The sequence below is a fragment of the Lentzea sp. NPDC092896 genome (genome assembly GCF_044754905.1).
Lineage (GTDB): Bacteria > Actinomycetota > Actinomycetes > Mycobacteriales > Pseudonocardiaceae > Lentzea.
Genome location: NZ_JBIVPX010000002.1, coordinates 617,213 through 634,001 on the forward strand (window position 1 = coordinate 617,213; position 16,789 = coordinate 634,001).

Here is a 16,789-nt window from a genome sequence, read left to right on the forward strand (position 1 = left end):
AGAACCACTACACGGAGGTGCTTTCCGATGGAGAAGATCGTCGACGCGACCGACCTGCTGACCATGGGCTTCGAGGACGACGCGCTGCTGATGGAGGACAACTCCCTCTGCACGCTCTGCTCCTGGACCTCGAGCCAGAACTGACCGGATCTCCGGTAATGCGGTGGGCCGCCTTCGGGCGGCCCACCGCAAGTCCCCTCTCAGGCAGGTGAGTGTCATGCGACGACGCGTTGCCCCGGACCCGATCCGGCGCGAGGCCGGCGAGATCGCCGCCGCCTGCGCCGACACCTACACCGTGCGCGGTGAGCCGTTCTGGTGGCACTTCGACCCGGTGGCCGACCGTCCGGCCCGCCGCCAGGGCTGGAAGATCCACGTGAGCGCCTCGCCCCTGCACGCCGCCGAGGTGTTGCGCCGGGTGGCCGCCGTCGTCGTTCCGCTGTCACTGCGCTGGAAGGCCGCGCGGTCCGTCGACAAGCTCATGGACCTCAGCTCGCCGCCCTCCCCGCTGACCCAGTCCGGCAAGTTCATCACCATCTACCCGGAGTCGGACGTCGAGTCGCTCGCGGCGGCGTTGGACGCGGTCACCCGCGAGTTCGACGCGCCCGTCGTCCCGTCCGACCGCCGGTTCCGGCCGCACAGCAACGTCTACCTCCGCTACGGCGCGTTCGTCGGGCAGAGCGTCTTCGATCCTGCCGAGCAGAGCCTGAAGTACGTGCTCGTCGACCCGTCCGGCCGCCGAGTGGAAGATCGGCGCGCGCCGGGCGTGGCCGCGCCGGACTGGATCGACGACCTGGTGCCCGCGCGGACGCGGGCGTTCCTGGCCAGGCCCGGCAGCGGGCTGTTCGGGCGCGAGATCGTCGTGCAGGGGGTGCTGCGGCAGTCGGTGAAGGGTGGCGTGTTCCGCGTCCTGCACCGAGGCGTGCCGGCGGTGCTGAAGGAAGCCCGGATCGGGACCACGCCCGACCGGCTCGGCCGGGATTCGCGCACCGCTCTGCGCAACGAGTGGCAGCTGCTGCGGGCGTTGAGCGGGTCGGGGCTGGCGCCTGAGCCGCTGGCGTTCTTCCACCAGGAGGACAACGCGTACCTCGTGCAGGAGTTCCTGCCGGGACGGACGTTGCGGGCCGAGGTGGAGCGCCGGAACTACCGTTCGGAGGTGTCGCCGGCCTCGCTGCTGGAGCTGCTGGACGGGGTGCGGCGGCTGGTCTCCGCGGTCGAGGCGCGCGGGATCCGGCTGCTCGACCTGACGCCGAACAACATCATGGTCGACGGGGACCGGCTGGCCGTGATCGATCTGGAGCACGCCGGGCTCGTCGACTCGCCGGAGCCGCCGTTCGTCGCGCACACGCCTGGATACGTGCCGGCTTCCGCGCCTTGGGCCGCGGACACGGAGTACGCGCTCGCGGCTGTCGGGCATTACGTGCTGACCGGCATCGATCCGTTTCTGGGGCGGGACGTCGACTACGCCTCGCACCTGCCGGCTGTGCTGGACGCCTTCGCCCCGGCTGGGGTGGACGCGGCGCTGGACGAGATTCGCACCAGGTTGGGTGACGGAGCGGAATCGATTCACCCTCGCCCCCTCCGGGGGGTGCGTGAGGCCCCCACTCCCATCATCTCAAGCGGGTCTGACAGTTCTGGCGACGCCGATTCGACGGTCGAGGAAGCCGTCGAGGCCGGTGAGGAGCTCGTCCGCCTCGCCGAGTGGGATCGGCATCCCTGGCCGTGGCCCCAGCGCTGGGCTCCCGGCTCGATGCACCCCGCCTCGTTCATGGCGGGCACGGCCGGCATCGCGCGCTTCTACCTCGACCTGGCGGAAGCCACCGGCGACAGGACGTGGCTCAAGCACGCCGACAAGCTCCTGACCTGGACCGTCGAGAACACCCCCGTGGTCCCCGGCCAGACTCCGCCCGGCCTGTACTTCGGCCTCGGCTCACTCCCGTGGCTCATGACCGACCTGGCGCGGGCCGGCCACGAACCCGAGCTGTGGCACCAGGAAGCGCTCAGGTTCGCCGACGAACTCGCGGCGATCGACGTCCACGGCTGGGACATCACCCACGGCTGGGCGGGCGTCGGGCTGGCGCGAACGGCGTTGCTGCGCGCCACCGGCGAAGGAGCGGACGAGGTCTCGAGGATCATCGTCAAGATCCTCGCCGGGGTGTCGACGAAGGACGGCATTCCCGCCTGGCCGAACAACGGCTCGGCGTTCCACGGGTTCGCGCACGGCAGCGCGGGCGTCGCGTACTTCCTGCTGCACGCCGGACGAGCCGTGGACGATCCGGTCGCGGTCGATCTGGCCGTCGCCACCGGGCGTGCGCTGCTCGCGAACGCGGTGCCCGCCGCGCGAGGCCTGTCCTGGCCGCACAAGCCGAACAGCGACACCGTCTGGTCGCACTGGTGCAACGGCGCTGCGGGCGTCGGCATCCTGTTGCACGCGCTGGCACGGCACACCGGGGACGACGACCTGACCCAGGGCGCGATCGAGGCGGGCCGGGCGATCACGACCGCGCGGCCGTTCGGGAGCACGTGCCGGTGTCACGGGCTGGCGGGGGACGGGGACTTCCTGCTCGACCTGGCGGCGGACCACGAGGAGTTCCACGAGGGCGCCGTCCACATCGGACGCAAGCTCGACGCGCTGCGGTTCCGGCACGGGTTCGCCGTCAAGTGGGCGCCGGAAGGTCTCGGCGTGCCCCGCCCCGACTACATGCGCGGCTACACCGGCGTGCACGCGTTCCGGCTTCGGCTCGCGGGCCACGTCGCCCGTTCGCCACTGACCCTGCGACTCGAGGAGCGACCGTGAACCTCACCGACCTCCTGGTCCACGAGATGGTCGTGGACTGGGGACCCAACCGGCGCGTCATCACCAAGCGCAACGGCGAGACCGTGTTCGAGTGCGTCGTGCGGCCGGCCCCCGGCCTCACGTACGTCACGGAATGCCTGCCGCAGCGCGACGACCCGGCGACCGTGGCGCACCTGGCCGAGGTGCTCGCCCACCTCCAGGGCCTCGGGATGAACGACATCGTCGCGGTCCACCCGGAGTTCTGGGACGTCGGCGGCACCGACTGCGGCCGCATCGTGCCGATGTGGCTCAAGCTCGACAGCGAGATGATCGCGTCATTCGAGCGGGCGCTGCCGGTCGGATACCGGGTCGCGCCGTTCACGGACGAGCTGCCGGGCGACGACCGCGACCGCGGCGTGTTCGAGGAGATCGTGTCCGGCCAGTACGGGCCGCTCATCGAGGACGCCAGCCTGCGGATCGTCGCGGACGGCACCCGGGGCGCGATCGCCGTGTCGGAGGACCGGGGCGTGCCGCTGATCGGGCACCTCGTGGTCGACTCCGGGCAACGGGGAGCGGGCCTCGGCAAGACGTTGCTGGTGCGCAGCATGCTCGCGCTCGCGTCCGCCGGTTACGCGGACTGCCGCCTCAACGTCATGGCGGAGAACTTCACCGCGCGCCGGCTGTACCGGTCGATCGGCTTCGTGCAGGACCGCGCGACGCTCAAGGCGAGCCGGGTGACGTCATGAGCGTGACGGTGCTGTCGGTCGAGTCCGCGTGGATTCCCGGCGTGCTGGCCGACCTGCGCGCGCGGCACGGGAAGGTCCGCTACTACCTGTCCGCTGGACGGCCGTTGTGGCTGAAGGAAGACGGACCCGCTGACCTGACCACGGCGTTGCTCAGGTGCCACGACGAACGGGAGGCCCGGCTGCGTGCCGAGGTCAGGGCCGTGCGTGAGTGGTTGGCCGAGGGCGGCAAGCGGGCCGTGGTCGTAGAGCTGTTCGGTGCGCCGACGCACGACGACGTGAGGTTCCTGCAGGAGTGCCGCATGCGACTGATGCGCGGGGAAGCGCAATCGGTCACCGTGCTCCGGCACATCCGCAGCGCGCTGCCGGTCGAAGGCGACGAGATCCTGGCGATGCTGCGCCTGGCCGGGGGAGCGGTGCCGGAGAACGAGTTCCGCGCCTGGCAGGCCGCCCACGGCTGGGACGACTCGCTCGTCCACGCCGTGACATCCACGAGGGACGGTCTGCGCACCTGCGCCACCCCGGTCGCGCGCCCGTTGCCGATCACTCCGGAACTGGCCGCGGAGGTCGTCACGACCTCGTCCGCGCCGCTCTCGACGGCCGCGCTCCTCACCGACCCGGTGCTGGCGTTGAAAGCCTTCACCGCCGGTGCCGCCGCCGAAGCCGCCGGTCAGGGGCGCGTCCTCTCGCGCTACGCGGGCAACCTCTACCGGCGCGCGCTCCGATCCGACGACATCCCGCACGGCACGGCCGCGAGCGCCTACCTGGCGGCACTGGTCGCGGACCGCCGCCGGGTCTCCGGCGCGCTGGCCGGCCTGATCCTCGGTCAGGCCGCGAAGTGGGACGTCGCGCCGGCGCAGCAGGCGATGCTCGCCTACAGCCTCGGCCAGTTGCTCGCCAAGGACCCCGACCCGGCCGAGCGCGCGTCGGCCGCGCGGTGCTTCGCCCGCGCCCGTGAACTGGATGTTCCGGCCACCCAGGTCGCCGCGTCGTTCAACGGCGCCGCCCTCGCCCTCTACCGCGACCGCGACTTCGACGGCGCCGTCACCAGCATGCGGTCCGCGCTGAAGCTGCTGGAAGGCCACGACACCGTTGCCGACCAACAGGTCCAGCTCCTGACGAACCTGGCCAAACTGCGCCGTGGCACCCCCGAGGCGATGGGCCTGTACCGGCAGGCGTGGGGCATCGCGGACGACGTCGCCAACGCCACCTACGTCGCGTCCGACCTCGTGCGGGTGCTGCTGGACGCGGGGGAGGAGGCCGAGGCGGAGACCGTCGCCACGCGCCTGCTCGACCTGTTCGACCGCGCGGCCGACACGAACCAGGCGAGCGAGAAGGCCGTCTCCGCGGTCTGCTTCCGGCTGGCCGACCTGCGACTGGCCGCGGGCGCGACCACCGAGGCGGCCCGCTGGTACCTCGCCGCGGTCAGCCGGATGCGCCGCGGCGCGCCGGACGTCGTCGACGCGGTCCTGCGCAACCTCGGCGAACAGCCCGAAGCACTGCTGCGGGAACGCGCCGCGCACGCCGTCGTCGCTGAGGACCTCCTGGCACTGCGAGGTTTGCTGGCCGGTGCGGCATGACGCTGCTCTCGCCGGGCGGCGACCTCCTCGCCCTGACGCGACCGGGCGAGGTGGGCCTGGTCGCGGTCGCCCCGGACGGCAACGCGGACCTGGCCGCGACGGACTGGATCGCGGCCGGCGACTGGCACCTCGCCGGCTGGGCCGCCCCGACCCTGGTCGCGTTGCGCCGCCGCGGCGAACTGGGCCTCCTGGACACCGACCGCCGGATGCTGACGTCATCGCATCCGGTGGTCGGGCGCACCCTGCGGTACGACGGCGAGGAAGCGCTGATCGCGGTCGTGCGCGACGGCCGCCCGATGCTGTGCGTGCACCGCCCCGACGACGGTGGCTACCGGCTTCTCGACGGCACCGAGGGAGTGCGCTCGGTCGCCGCGTGGGACCGGAACACCCTGGTCTTCACCAGCGACCGGGGCGTGACGCTGATCCAGGACGGCGAGCGGATCGACCTCGACGCGGTGTCGGCGGCAGGGGAGGGTCCGCTCGTCGCGTTGACGGGAGAGGGCGAAGTGCCGGGCGTACTGGATCTCGCCACCGGCCGGACTCGTTGGTGCGAAAAGGGAAGCGGGGGCATCGCGGTCTCGCCGTCCGGCCTGCTGCTCACGATGGCCTGGACCGACCACCGGTACGTCTACCGCGTGCTGGATCCGGATGGTCACATCATCGGAACGCCGGTGCCCGACCACGGCATCGCCACCGATCTGACCTTCACCGCCGACGAACGCCACCTGCTCGGCCGCCACCAGTCCCCGGCCGCCTCACCCGCGCTCGTCCGCTGGGACATCCACAGTGGACGAATGGAGCCGTTGCCCGGCCAACAGCGCGAAGAGATCACCGTCCGATGGCGTCACCGCGAATCGGCGCAGTCGCCGGAATGGCTCTACGAACCGGAGAACGGGCACGGCGGCGTGGTGCTGCACCTGCACGGCGGCCCGCGCAGCCAGCTCAGGCAGATCCACGAACCGATGATCGCCGCGCTGGTCGACGCGGGCTGGACCGTCATCGGCATGAACTACCCCGGCAGCTCCGGCTACGCGGACTCGTTCCGCGACGTCGTGGTCGGCGACTGGGGCGGCGCCGACGTCGCGGCCGTGGTCGCCCGGCTGCGCGAACTGCGCGGCGACCGGCCGTTGTGCCTGTACGGCCAGAGCTACGGCGCCTACCTCGCTCTGCTCGCCGCCGCACCCGGCCTGGTGGACGCCGTCGCGGTGTGGGCACCGGTCACGGACCTGAACGCCTTGCTGGAGTCCGCTACCGGACTGCACCGCCAGTGGCTCAGGACCGAGCTCGGCGCGCTGGCGGAGGAGCCGGACGAGCTGCGTGAACGCAGTCCGATCCACCGGCCGTTCAGCGCGCCACGGCTGCTGGTCGGGCACAGCGAAGGCGACGACCGGGTTCCGGTGGGTCAGTCCCGGGCTTTCGTGGAGCGACTGGGGGCTGAGCGCTACGTGGAGCAGCAGGGGAACGGCCACGAACCGGCGGACATGGCCGCGTGGACCGCTGCCGTCGTGGCGCACCTGGTGGCCCACACCGTGCGTGAGGAGGTGTCGGTGTGAAGACGTTGCTCTGGCAGGCAGGCCGCTGGCGGTTCGCCCTGTTCTGCGTGCTGGCGGTGCTGCAGGGCCTCGCCCCGGCCGCCGCCATCGCCGCGTCGGGCGTGCTCGTCGCCGGACTCCCGGACGACCCCGCGCAAGCCGCTCTCGGGCTCGCCCTGTTCGGCACCGCACTCCTCGTCGGCACCGTGCTCTCCGCGGTCCTGGACCACGAAGCAGCCGTTCTCGACGGCCGGTTCGCCCGCACGATCCACGACACGGTCGCCGGCGCCACCCTTCGCACGAGCGCCGCGAACCTGGCCGACCCCACGACGACGAAAGAACTGGGCGCGCTGGCCGAGTTCGAACGGGTCGACGGCTTCGTCGGCACCGTCACCGCCCTCAAGGAACTGCTCAGGCAACGCGCGACCGGCGTCGGCGCGGCCGTGGTGCTGGCGACGTTCGCCTGGTGGGCGCCGATCGTCATGTTCCTGGGCTGGCGTGGCCTGAGCTTCGGCGTGCGGAAGTGGCTCGACCACGGCATGACGCTCGGCGCACAGCAAGGCGAGAACGCGATGCGCCGCGCCCGCTACCTGCGTGGCCTCGCCGTGGACAGCCCCGCCGCCAAGGAGATCCGCGTGTTCGGCCTGGCCGGGTGGCTGGTGCCGCTGTACCGCGACTCCTATCTCGGCGCGTTGGAGGTCGTGTGGGCGGGACGGAAGCTGGGCATGCGCACGGTGTTCGCCGCGACCGGCGGTGTGCTGCTCGCCCATCTCGTCGTCCTCACCGCGATCGCCCGGACCACCACCACACCGGCGGAGATCGTCGTCTACGCCCAGGCCGTGCTGTCCACGAGCGCGCTCGGTTACGTGTTCGGTGCCGAGATCCCGCTGGCTCGCGCCCGCAAGGTCGCGGAACTGGCCAGGACACTCGCCCGGCGCCTCACCGCGGCTCCCGCGCGACCGCAGGTGACCGCGCACGCCATCCAGCTCACGAACGTCCACTTCGGATATCCCGGAAAGCCCGTCCTGAAGGGAATCGACCTCACTGTTCCGAAAGGACAGTCGCTGGCCATCGTCGGCGAGAACGGCGCGGGCAAGAGCACGCTCGTCAACCTGCTGTGCGGCATCTACCAGCCGGACAGCGGCGAGATCGTCATGCCCGGCAGGGTGAGCGCGATCGTGCAACGGTTCACCCGCTTCGAACTCTCGCTGAAGGACAACATCGGGTTCGGCGAGGGAGGCGCCGAAGAGGCACTGGAACGGGCCGGCGGCAGCGGCCTGCTCGACGACCTCCCGCACGGCTGGGACACGGTCCTGTCGTCCTCGCACCCGGACGGCCGCGACCTCTCCGGCGGCCAGTGGCAGAAGGTCGCGCTGGCCAGGGCGCTGCGGGCGGTGGAGTCCGGCACCCTGATCATGGACGAGCCCAGCGCCAACCTGGACGTGCTGGCGGAGGAGGAACTCTTCGCCCGCTTCAGCGAACTGGCCGGCGAGATCACCACCATCCTCGTGTCGCACCGGCTGGCGTCGGTGAAGCACGCCGACCGCATCGTCGTCATCGCGGACGGCCGCATCGCCGAGGACGGCACCCACGCCGAACTGATGGCGGCGAACGGGCAGTACGCCGCGATGTACTCCCTGCAGGCAGAACGGTTCGCGGAGGTGAGCCATGCGTGAGATCCGCGTCCTGGTCGCGATGGCGTGGCGGGTGGACCGCGGGCTGACCCTCGCGATGATCGCCGAGCCGTTCGGCAACACCCTCGTGCTGCTGTCCGGGCTGTGGCTGGCGATGCTCACCAACGGCGTGACCCAGAACGACACCCGCCAGGTCGTCACCGGCGTCGCCGCGCTCGTGCTCGGCGCCGGACTAGGCTGGCAGCTCGACCTGTCGGCCAGCCAGTGGCGGATGGTGCTGGGGGAGAAGGTCGCGCACGCCTTCGACACCGAGATCGCGCGGCTGTCCGCCGAACTGCCCACCCTCGAACACTTCGAACGCGCCGAGTACCAGGACCAGCTCGAGATCCTGCGGCAGCGCCAAGGTCAGCTCGGCAACTCGATGAGCGCCCTCGCCGTCACGATCAAGGCGATCTGCGCCGGGCTCACGGTCCTCGTCCTGCTGGTCGTCGCGCACCCGGCGATGCTCCTGCTGGTGCTGCTCGCGTTGCCCGCCCTGCTGATCACCAGAGTCCAGCAGCGGTGGCGGGCACGGGCGGAGGACGAGTCGGCGTTGCCCGGCCGCACCGCCCGGCACCTGCGAACCGTTGCCCAGGACCGGGATGCCGCCGTGGAGATCCGGCTCTTCGGGCTCGCGGACGACCTCGAACGCCGCATCGGCACGCTCTGGAGCGCCCAGCGCCGGCCGATCGAGCACGCCGAACGCAAGGTCGCGCTCCTCTCGCTCGCCCAGCAGGTCCTCTACGTGATCGGCGTGATCGCCGCTGTCGGATTCGTGCTGCACCAGGCGATCCAGGGCAGGTCCGCGCCCGGTGACGTCGTGCTGGCGATCTACCTCGGGCAGCAGGTGCAGACCGCGGTGATCTGGCCGATCCAGGCCGTCGCGGGTTTCGGCCGCACCCTGCACACCGTCAGCCGCTTCCTCTGGCTCGCCGACCACGCCCACACGGCGTCCGGGACCGAACGCGCGCCCGAACAGATCGTCCAGGGCATCCGGCTGGAGAACGTGTCCTTCCGCTATCCCGGCACCGAGAAGTGGGTGCTGCGCGACGTCTCGCTGACCATCCCGGCGGGCGCGGCGCTGGCCGTCGTCGGGGCGAACGGCGCCGGCAAGACCACCCTCGTCAAGCTCCTGACCAGGATGTACGAGCCGACCGAAGGCCGGATCACGGTCGACGGCGTGAACCTCGCCGACCTGGACGTCCACGAGTGGCGCGCCCGGCTCGCCGCGGCGTTCCAGGACTTCGCCCGCTTCGAGTTCACCGTCCAGCACGCGGTGGGCGTCGGCGACCTGGACCACCTCGACGACACCGGGCACGTCCGCAGCGCCATCACCAGGGCCGGCGCCGACGTGCTGGACCAGGACGCCCAGCTCGGCACGTCGTGGGGCGGCACCGACCTCTCCACCGGCCAGTGGCAACGGATCGCGCTCGCCCGCGGCCTGGCCAGAACCGGGCCGCTGGTGCGGTTCTTCGACGAACCGACCGCGTCGCTGGACGCGTTCACCGAGGACGCCCTGTTCAACAGCATGACCAGTGCCACCGACGGCGTGATCACCATCCTCGTCACGCACCGCTTCTCCACCGTCAGATCGGCGGATCTGATCGTGGTGCTGGCCGACGGAGGCGTCGCGGAACTCGGCTCCCACCGGGCACTGCTGGCCGAGAACGGCCGCTACGCGCGGCTCTACCGGTCGCAGGCCAACGCGTTTGCCGATTAACCTGCGGGAATGGACGTCCGGCAGCTGCGTTACTTCCTCGCCGTCGTGGACCACGGCAGCGTGAACAAGGCCGCCGCCGCCCTGTACGTGGCGCAACCGTCGCTGTCCCAGGCGATCCGGGCGCTCGAACGGGACCTCGGCATCGACCTGTTCCGCCGCGTCGGCCGCCGCCTGGTGCTCACCGACGCCGGCGAGGCGTTGATCGCGCCCGCACGGCAGGTCGTCCGCGTGCTCGCCACCGCACGGGCGAGCGTCGCCGAGGTCGTGGACCTGCGGGTCGGACGGGTCGAGATCGCGGCGATGCCGTCGCAGTCCGTCGAACCGCTCGCCCGGATCATCAAGGCCGTCACCGAGAAGCACCCCGGCCTGTCCCTGTCGGTGCGCGCCGCCTTCACCGCCGAGGACGTCATCGACGAGGTCCGAAGTGGACGGACCGAGCTCGGCCTGCTCGGCGCCGGCGAACCGCTCGCGGACGCGCGAGTCCACGTGCGACAGTTCGGGCGGCAGCGGTTCGTGCTGGTCTGCCCGGCTGACGGCCCGTTCGCGCCGGACACCGTCGTGCGCCACGAGGACCTGGCAGGGCAACGGCTGATCGTCGGCCAGCCCGGCACCGGCATGCGGCGGGTCGTGGACGAGATCCGCGCGGGCGGCGTGGAGCTCACCGAGGTCGTGGAGACCGAGCACCGGGAGGCCATCCTGCCGCTCGTGCTCGGCGGCGTCGGAATCGCCGTGCTCGCCGAGTCGTGGGCGCCGCTCGCGAGCCAGGCCGGAGCCCTCGTGCTGGCCCTCGAACCCGCCCGCTATCTGCACCTGGCGCTGGTCACGGGACTGGGCGAGCTGACTCCGGCGGCGAGCGCGTTCCTCGACGTCGCTCATAGCCTGAGCCTCTAACGCTGGGTGGACCTGCGTCTTGGACGCGGTCCGGGCGGCGGTGGTGTAGTCGGGTTCATGGTCACTCATCGCATCGCGCTCATCCCGGGGGACGGCATCGGCCAGGAGGTCACGCCGGCGGCCTGCCGGGTGCTCGACGCCGTCGGCAGGCGGCACGGCATCGCGTTCGCCTACGACGAGTTCGACTGGTCCTGCGCGCGGTACGTCGAGCAGGGCGCGATGATGCCCGCCGACGGGCTCGACCGGATTCGGCACCACGACGCGGTGCTGCTCGGAGCGGTCGGCGATCCCGCGGTGCCGGACCACGTCTCGTTGTGGGGCCTGCTGATCCCGATCCGGCGGAGCTTCCGGCAGTACGTGAACCTGCGGCCGGTCAAGGTGTTCGAGGGCGTGGAGAGCCCGGTGCGCGGGGCGGGCGCGATGGACCTGGTCGTGGTCAGGGAGAACGTCGAGGGCGAGTACAGCGAGGTCGGCGGCCGGTTCGGGCGGGGGTTCCCGGAGGAGATGGCCGTGCAGGAGTCGGTCTTCACGCGGGCCGGGGTCGAGCGGATCGCCGAGTACGCGTTCCGGCTGGCGGGGCAGCGGCGCGGGCACGTGACGTCGGCGACCAAGTCGAACGGCATCGTGCACACCATGCCGTTCTGGGACGAGGTGGTCGCCCGGACCGCACTGTCCTTTCCGGACGTCGTGGTGCGCTCCGAGCACATCGACGCCTTGTGTGCCAAGGTGGTTCTCGATCCGGCGCGGTTCGACGTCATCGTCGGCTCGAACCTCTTCGGCGACATCCTCAGCGACCTCACCGCCGCCGTCGCGGGCAGCATCGGCATCGCGCCGTCCGCGAACATCAACCCGGAGCGCGACTTCCCGTCGATGTTCGAACCGGTGCACGGCTCCGCGCCGGACATCGCGGGCAAGGGCGTGGCCAACCCGTTGGGCGCGATCTGGACCGCCGCGCTGATGCTCGACCACCTCGGCCATCCCGAGGCCGCCGCCGAGGTCGAGCGCGCGATCGCGGACGTGCTGGCGTCGACTCCCGTCCGCACGCCGGACCTGGGCGGCACCGCCTCGACCGACGAGTTCACGAAGGCGGTGCTCGACTGTGTCTGAGCGCCGCGTCGTCATCGCGCCGGACAAGTTCAAGGGCACGCTGACCGCGCTGGAGGTCGCGCAGGCGCTGGCTGCCGGCATCGGGAACGCCCGGCTCGCACCACTGGCGGACGGCGGTGACGGCAGCGTCGACGCCGCGGTGCGGGCCGGGTTCGAACGCCGGACCGTCACCGTGCGGGGTTCGTTCGGCGAGCCGGTGATCGCCCCGCTGGCGGTGAAGGACGACACGGTTCTGGTCGAGGCCGCGGCGATCTGCGGGCTCGGCGAACGTCGTGATCCGCTCGCCGCCAGCACGTTCGGCGTGGGCGAGGCGATCCTGCACGCGCTCGACTGGAACCCGAAGGCCATCGTTCTCGCGGCCGGGGGCACCGGGACGGTCGACGGCGGCGCCGGCATGCTCGCGGCACTCGGCGGCCGGGTGCCGGAGGTGGAACTCGTGCTCGCGAGCGACGTCGACAACCCGTTGATCGACGCCGCCACCGTCTACGGCCCGCAGAAGGGTGCCGGCCCGGCCGAGGTCGCGGTGCTCGTGGAGCGGCTCACCCGGCTCGCGCAGGAGCATCCGGAGCTGGCGTCGCGACCGGGCGCCGGTGCGGCGGGTGGACTCGGCTTCGCGGCGTTCCAGTTGGGCGCCCGCTACCGTCCCGGCGCGGAGTTCTTCCTCGAGCTGGCAGATCTCGACCTCTCGGCCGACTTGGTGATCACTGGTGAGGGCAGCCTCGACGCGCAGACGTTGTCCGGCAAGCTCCCTCTCGCCGTGGCCAGGCGCTCGAATGCCCCGGTCATCGCCGTCACGGGCCGGTGCCTCCTCACCCCGGCCGAGACGAGGGCCGCCGGTTTCGCCGCGGTGTACGCCCTTGCCGACCGCGATCCTCGCTGTGCCACCGATCCCGACCTCAGCCGCCGCCTCCTCACCGAGATCGGCCGTGAACTGGAGCTGTCGTCATGAGCGTCCCGCTGCCCTTCGACCACCGCACGATCGACGCGGATGGCGTGAACATCCGGTGCGCCGTCGCGGGTGACGGTCCGCCCCTCCTGCTCCTGCACGGCTATCCGCAGACGCACGTGATCTGGCACCACGTCGCGCCGAAGCTCACCGCGGACTTCACCGTCGTGCTCACCGACCTGCGCGGCTACGGCGACAGCGACAAGCCGGCCCCCGGCCCCCGCGATCTGGAGTACTCCAAGCGAGCCATGGCCCGTGACCAGTTGCTGGTGATGAACGCGCTCGGCTTCGACCGGTTCGGCGTGGCCGGTCACGACCGCGGCGGCCGGGTAGGGCACCGGCTCGCCCTGGACGCGCCCGAGGCCGTGTCCGCGCTGGCGGTGCTGGACATCGTGCCCACCCGCCACACGTTCGAACACGCGGACAAGGACTTCGGCCTCGGCTACTTCCACTGGTTCTTCCTGGCGGCGGGCAACGGCATCCCCGAACACCTCATCGGCGCCGACCCGCGGTTCTGGATCACCACCCGCATGAACGCGCGCCACCACGGTGGCGCGCCCTTCGACCCGGCCGCCGTCGAGGAGTACGTCCGCTGCTTCTCCGACCCGGCCGCGATCGCCGCGTCCTGCTCCGACTACCGCGCCGCCGCGGGCATCGACCTGGAGCACGACAACGAGGGCGGTGTGATCGAGGCACCACTTCTCGCGTTGTGGGGCTCACACGGCTTCGTGGGGCGCCACTACGACGTTCTGGACGTCTGGCGGGAGTACGCGCGGGCCGTGCGCGGCTTCGCGTTGCCGTGCGACCACTACCTACCCGAGGAACGGCCCGACGAGGTGGCGGCCGCGTTGAGGGACTTCTTCCGGTCCTGACTTGCATCCGGTGCCCAGGTACGGGTTTACCTTCGAGGTATGAGCGAGAGTTGGGCGCCCGAGGCGTGCACGTTGCCGACGGCGGAGAGACCGTTCCGCGTGGCCGAGTTCGACGAGCTGCTCGCTACCGCCGTGCGGCACCGTCCAGAGAGGACGCGGCTGGTGCTGACCCTGCAACCACGGCCGGAAGTCGCGGCCCGCGCGGCGGATCTGGCGGTGCGGGAGACGGGGTGCTGCTCGTTCTTCACGTTCGAGCTCACGGCGACTGGAGGCGGCCTGAGCCTGGCCATCTCGGTGCCGGACGCGCAGGCCGAGGTGCTCGACGCGCTGGCGGCGAGGTGAACGCGCTGCGCACCGGCGAGGTGGCCGCGGCGGCCGGGGTGAACCGGGAGACGCTGCGCTACTACGAGCGGGTGGGCCTGCTGGCGCGGCCGGACCGTTCACCGGGCGGGCATCGGCTGTACCCGCGCGAGACCGTGACGGTCATCCGGGTGATCAAGGCGGCGCAGCGGCTCGGGTTCACCCTGGACGAGGTGGCCGAACTCCTCGCCGTCGGCTCCCGCCGCCCTGGCCTGCGGGACCGTGCAGAGGTGAAGCTCGGCGAGGTGGAAGCGAAGATCGCGGACCTGGCGGTCGTCCGCGACACGTTGCGCGCGGCGATCTCCGCCGGTTGCGACGACCTGGTCGCCTGCTCGCACACGCCGTCGTGCCCGCTGCCGTTCGCCGGTCTGGCGCTATCGTCCTGATCAACTGATCGGGAGGGCGATGTGCCGGGGCTCGTCGCGGGCATGGAACGCCATCAGATCGCCGTCTACCTGGGCGCACTGGCCGCGGGTGGGGCGGCCGGGTGGGCCGCTCCTGGCGCCGGGCCGGTGCTCGAACACGCCATCAACCCCGTGCTGGCGGCCCTGCTGTACGTGACGTTCCTGCAGGTGCCCGTGGCCGAGCTCGGGCGTTCGCTGCGCGCGGGACGGTTCCTCGGCGCCGCACTCCTCGTGAACTTCGCGGTGGTGCCGTTGGTGGTCGCGGCCTTCTTCACGTTCCTGCCCGCTGATCAGGCGATCAGGCTGGGCGTGCTGTTGGTGCTGCTCACGCCGTGCGTCGACTACGTGATCGTGTTCAGCGGTCTGGCGGGCGGCGACAGTCAGCGCCTGCTTGCCGCCACACCGCTCCTGCTGATCGCGCAGATGGTGTTGTTGCCCGGTTATCTGCTGCTGTTCCTCGGTACCGGCCTGGTGGTCGAGCCCGGGCCGTTCGTCGAGGCCTTCGTGGTGTTGATCGCGATTCCGCTGGCGCTGGCGTGGCTCACTCAGGCAGTGGCGGGGGAGCGGGTCGGCGCGATCAGCACCACGATGGTGCCGTTGATGGCCGCGACTCTGTTCGCCGTGGTGGCGTCGCAGGTGCCGAAGCTCGGCGACGACCTCGGGCAGGTCGTCGGCGTGGTGCCGTTCTACGTGGCGTTCCTGGTGGTCATGGCGTTCGCCGGGGTGGCCGTCGCGCGGGTGTTCCGGCTGGACGTGGCCGCCGGGCGGGCGATCGTGTTCACCGGGGCCACGCGCAACTCGCTGGTCGTGCTGCCATTGGCACTGGCGTTGCCGGACGACCTCGCCGCCGTCGTGGTGGTCACGCAGACGTTGGTGGAGGTGGTCGGCATGGTCGTCTACGTGCGGGTGGTGCCGCGCCTGCTGCCGTGACGCGCTCGGCCAGGACCTGCCAACCGGCGCCGAGGGTGTGCACCAGCCGGGTCGGGTCGGGCGTGTCGTCCGGGGCCTGCAGGTAGAGCAGGATCGGGCCTTCCAGCGCGGCCACGAGCTGTAGCGCGAGGATGCCGCTGCGCGCGTCCACCGGGCAGGCCTCCGCCAGGAGCATCTGGACGTGGAACAACGACGGGCTCTCGCTGGGGATCGGCTGGGCGGTGTCCAGCGAGGCGCGGGCCAGCGCGGCGTGCTGGACGAGGAACTCGAGCCGCGCCCGGCCGTACGCGACCAGCCGCTCGACCGCCGGTGCGCCGGGCCCCAGCGGTGGCGGCCCGGTCATCACGCGGTGCTGGAAGCGCTTCTCCTCCTCGTCGAACAGGGCGAGGAAGATGCCCGCACGAGTGCGGAAGCGGCGGAACACCGTGCCCTTGCCGAGGCCGGCGCGTTCGGCGAGGCCGTCCATGGTGACGTTGCAGGCACCGAGTTCGGCGACCATCTCGCGGGCGACCTCGAGCAGATGGGCGCGGTTGCGCGCGGCGTCGGCCCGAACCTCGCGGGGCCGGGCCAACGACAGCGCGACGGGTTCCACGGAACGTCAGGCCTGCTGCGCGGCGAGCTGACGGTCGCGCAGCGGGGCGAGAGCGCTGCTCCAGGCCACGAGCTCGTCGAACATCGTGGACAGCGTCGCCACTTGGAAGTCGGACGGGTGGAACTCGGTGAAGTTCGTGAACTCGGTGAACATCGACAGCGACACGCTCGTGCGCACGTCGGCCAGCTTGAGCTCGCCCGCGACGAGACGGAGGTGCTCCACGGCCCTGGCGCCACCCACGCCGCCGTAGGAGACGAAGCCGACCGCCTTGTTGTTCCACTCGGCGAACAGGTAGTCGATCGCGTTCTTCAGCACGCCGGACGTGGAGTGGTTGTACTCGGGCGTGACCATGACGAACCCGTCGAACTCGGCGATCTTCGCCGACCACGCCTTGGTGTGGTCGTGCTGGTACTGGCCCATCATCGGGGGCATCGGCTCGTCGAGGTGGGGCAGCGGGAAGTCCTTGAGGTCGACCAGTTCGAACGTCGCGTCGTCGCGCTGCTCCGCGTGCTCGAGGACCCACCTGGCGACCTGCTCGCCGTTCCGGCCGGGGCGGGTGCTGCCGATGATGATTCCGATGTGCGTCATGTCCTGAAGTCCTTTGCCGAGACCATCTTGGGGTTAAGCGGACTACACCCCGTTTCTGTAAATGGACTCTACCCCGCT

At 71.4% G+C, this 16,789-nt stretch carries 15 protein-coding genes; 13 read left to right on the forward strand and 2 right to left on the reverse strand.

Translation table 11 applies throughout. The features are described from left to right. The first annotated feature begins 217 nt into the window (after nt 1–217). The 13 genes from ACIQF0_RS14035 to ACIQF0_RS14095 are packed head-to-tail and all read left to right on the forward strand — an operon-like array spanning nt 218 to nt 15,531. Nucleotides 218–2,794, forward strand: coding sequence for a lanthionine synthetase LanC family protein (locus ACIQF0_RS14035; protein ID WP_401029072.1), 2,577 nt, complete (start codon nt 218–220; stop codon nt 2,792–2,794). After that, nucleotides 2,791–3,519 carry a GNAT family N-acetyltransferase gene (locus ACIQF0_RS14040; RefSeq protein WP_401029075.1) on the forward strand — a complete coding sequence of 243 codons (729 nt, stop codon included), beginning with the start codon at nt 2,791–2,793 and terminating at the stop codon, nt 3,517–3,519. The genes ACIQF0_RS14035 and ACIQF0_RS14040 overlap by 4 nt, the downstream gene beginning before the upstream one ends. After that, nucleotides 3,516–5,096: a hypothetical protein gene (locus ACIQF0_RS14045; protein WP_401029078.1), complete on the forward strand. Its 1,581-nt coding sequence runs from the start codon at nt 3,516–3,518 to the stop codon at nt 5,094–5,096. Before ACIQF0_RS14040 ends, ACIQF0_RS14045 begins: the two co-directional genes overlap by 4 nt. Beyond that, on the forward strand, nt 5,093–6,649 hold the full coding sequence (locus ACIQF0_RS14050) for an alpha/beta hydrolase family protein (RefSeq protein WP_401029081.1): 1,557 nt from the start codon (nt 5,093–5,095) through the stop codon (nt 6,647–6,649). Before ACIQF0_RS14045 ends, ACIQF0_RS14050 begins: the two co-directional genes overlap by 4 nt. Further along, nucleotides 6,646–8,304 carry an ATP-binding cassette domain-containing protein gene (locus ACIQF0_RS14055; protein ID WP_401029084.1) on the forward strand — a complete coding sequence of 553 codons (1,659 nt, stop codon included), beginning with the start codon at nt 6,646–6,648 and terminating at the stop codon, nt 8,302–8,304. Before ACIQF0_RS14050 ends, ACIQF0_RS14055 begins: the two co-directional genes overlap by 4 nt. Next, the gene (locus tag ACIQF0_RS14060; protein WP_401029087.1) at nt 8,297–10,021 is read left to right on the forward strand and encodes an ATP-binding cassette domain-containing protein; all 1,725 of its coding nucleotides are present in this window, start codon (nt 8,297–8,299) and stop codon (nt 10,019–10,021) included. Before ACIQF0_RS14055 ends, ACIQF0_RS14060 begins: the two co-directional genes overlap by 8 nt. A 9-nt stretch (nt 10,022–10,030) precedes the next feature. After that, nucleotides 10,031–10,912, forward strand: coding sequence for a LysR family transcriptional regulator (locus ACIQF0_RS14065; protein WP_401029090.1), 882 nt, complete (start codon nt 10,031–10,033; stop codon nt 10,910–10,912). A 57-nt stretch (nt 10,913–10,969) separates the two neighbouring features. Continuing rightward, entirely contained in the window at nt 10,970–12,019 is a 1,050-nt protein-coding gene (locus ACIQF0_RS14070; protein WP_401029093.1) for a tartrate dehydrogenase, read from the forward strand. Continuing rightward, the gene (locus ACIQF0_RS14075; protein WP_401029095.1) at nt 12,012–12,968 is read left to right on the forward strand and encodes a glycerate kinase; all 957 of its coding nucleotides are present in this window, start codon (nt 12,012–12,014) and stop codon (nt 12,966–12,968) included. The genes ACIQF0_RS14070 and ACIQF0_RS14075 overlap by 8 nt, the downstream gene beginning before the upstream one ends. After that, nucleotides 12,965–13,837, forward strand: coding sequence for an alpha/beta fold hydrolase (locus tag ACIQF0_RS14080; RefSeq protein WP_401029098.1), 873 nt, complete (start codon nt 12,965–12,967; stop codon nt 13,835–13,837). Before ACIQF0_RS14075 ends, ACIQF0_RS14080 begins: the two co-directional genes overlap by 4 nt. 39 nt (nt 13,838–13,876) lie before the next feature. After that, nucleotides 13,877–14,179 (forward strand): hypothetical protein, encoded by a 303-nt coding sequence (locus tag ACIQF0_RS14085; protein ID WP_401029101.1) that lies wholly within the window; start codon nt 13,877–13,879, stop codon nt 14,177–14,179. Beyond that, a complete protein-coding gene (locus ACIQF0_RS14090) occupies nt 14,176–14,583 on the forward strand; it encodes a MerR family transcriptional regulator (RefSeq protein WP_401029104.1) in 408 nt (135 codons plus the stop codon). The genes ACIQF0_RS14085 and ACIQF0_RS14090 overlap by 4 nt, the downstream gene beginning before the upstream one ends. Nucleotides 14,584–14,625: 42 nt before the next feature. Beyond that, the gene (locus ACIQF0_RS14095) at nt 14,626–15,531 is read left to right on the forward strand and encodes an arsenic resistance protein (protein WP_401029956.1); all 906 of its coding nucleotides are present in this window, start codon (nt 14,626–14,628) and stop codon (nt 15,529–15,531) included. Here the strand turns inward: ACIQF0_RS14095 and ACIQF0_RS14100 are convergent. Then, nucleotides 15,461–16,123, reverse strand: coding sequence for a TetR/AcrR family transcriptional regulator (locus ACIQF0_RS14100; protein ID WP_401029107.1), 663 nt, complete (start codon nt 16,121–16,123; stop codon nt 15,461–15,463). The genes ACIQF0_RS14095 and ACIQF0_RS14100 overlap by 71 nt on opposite strands. Before the next feature lie 6 nt (nt 16,124–16,129). Continuing rightward, nucleotides 16,130–16,711 carry an NAD(P)H-dependent oxidoreductase gene (locus ACIQF0_RS14105; RefSeq protein WP_360039037.1) on the reverse strand — a complete coding sequence of 194 codons (582 nt, stop codon included), beginning with the start codon at nt 16,709–16,711 and terminating at the stop codon, nt 16,130–16,132. Nucleotides 16,712–16,789 lie beyond the last annotated feature (78 nt).